The sequence below is a fragment of the Haladaptatus sp. genome (genome assembly GCF_049589095.1).
Taxonomy (GTDB): domain Archaea; phylum Halobacteriota; class Halobacteria; order Halobacteriales; family Haladaptataceae; genus Haladaptatus.
This window is the reverse complement of the sequence record NZ_JBAWAC010000480.1, coordinates 1-1,585: the sequence shown is the minus strand read 5'-3', so window position 1 is coordinate 1,585 and position 1,585 is coordinate 1. Positions and strand designations below refer to the sequence as shown.

Sequence of the window (1,585 nt, the reverse complement as noted above, 5' to 3'; positions counted from 1 at the left end):
ACATTAACTAGCGCTCATTGTTTGCAAGGTATTCATTACCGTTTCGCATATCGCTCGATAGTCAGGTTGGATGGTGTTCGTTCTACGGAGCGTGCGAATGACGACCTCAAAGCATATGCTGAGTGTGATTTATTCTCTCGTATACGGATGGAATATCTCTCACGTCGTGCAGTTCTGGGGGGCGTCAGTAGCTCCCTGATTGCCGGTGCTGGATGCCTCTCGCGCTCGAAGCCCGAACCGAAATCGAGAATCGACTTAGTCTCCATCAAAAACAAGCGAAATCACGCGGTCGACGTGCGACTACGAATCGAGGACGCATCGAAGACCGTACTGGAAGAGACACACCACTTGGAGACGTACTCGGATACGGCACCTAATTCGTCCATATTCTACATCAAGCACCCGGTCAAACATCCCGGTCGTTACGTTGTCACAGTCTCGGCGAACGACACTGCAGCAAGCCTCGATACGACCAAGCTAATTCATGGGAAGACGGATTGTGTTTGGATGATTTTCCATATCACCCCTACCTCAGTGATCGAGTACGAGAGCAAAGCAGCTCAGCACTGTTAGACGAATCCACCATCCTGACTACCACGGCGGTCACCGATAGCTCTCCCGTGTGTCTCACGACAAAAAAAGCGAGAATCGAGTCAGTTCAGGGTTCGAGCAACACTTTCGTCACGCCTTCTTCACGGCTGTCGAATCGCTCGTACATCTCGGGCGCGTCATCGAGTTCGACGCGGTGTGAAACGACGAAACTCGGGTCGGCGCGGCCCTGAATGATGAGGTCGCGGAGTTGGCGGTTGTACTCCTTGACGTTACACTGTCCGGTCCCGACCTTGAGACCCTTCTCGAAGAACTTCCCGAAGTCGATGCCGAGACGGCCCTGTGCGGCCATCTCGTCCGGTGCTCCGGGGTCCGAGGGGACGTACAGGCCGGGGACGCCGAGTTGGCCGGTCGCCCGGACGACCTGAATCAGTTGGTTGAGAACCACTGCGGGGTTCTCCCGTGCCGGGTCGTAGGCGTCGTCGCCCACGTCGGTGTCGGGGTCCACGGCTTGGTATCCGACCGCGTCAACGCCTTTGTCCACGCCGCCGCCGTGGATGTTCTTGATCTGTTCGACCGGGTCGCTCTCCTCGAAGTTGATTGGCGTCGCATCACAGTGCTTCTCGGCGAGTTCGAGTCGACTGTCGACCCTGTCGACCACGTAAATTTCCGCCGCGCCCTTGATCTTCGCGCTGTAGGCGGCCATCAGTCCGACCGGGCCAGCACCGAAGATGGCGACCGATTCGCCGGGTTGGAGGTTCGCCAGTTCGGTCCCATGCCATCCCGTCGGGAAGATGTCCGCGAGCAGGATGAACGAATCCTCGTGTTCCGTCCCTTCCGGGAGTTTGAGCGCGTTGAAGTCCGCGAACGGCACGCGGAGCCTCTCCGCCTGTCCGCCCTTATACGGCCCCATTGCGACGTATCCGTACGCCCCACCGGCGAAGCCAGGATTCACGTTCAGGCAGAACCCAGTATAGCCGTTCTCGCAGTTCTTACACACGCCACAGGCGACGTTGAACGGGAGGACGACGCGGTC

Annotated in this window: 1 protein-coding gene; it reads right to left on the bottom strand. The window is 57.9% G+C overall.

What is annotated here, in order from left to right; translation table 11 throughout:
• Nucleotides 1-658: 658 nt before the first annotated feature.
• A partial coding sequence (locus WBV42_RS14885; protein ID WP_423986728.1) for a glutathione-independent formaldehyde dehydrogenase occupies nucleotides 659-1,585 on the bottom strand: 927 nt, incomplete at its 5' end.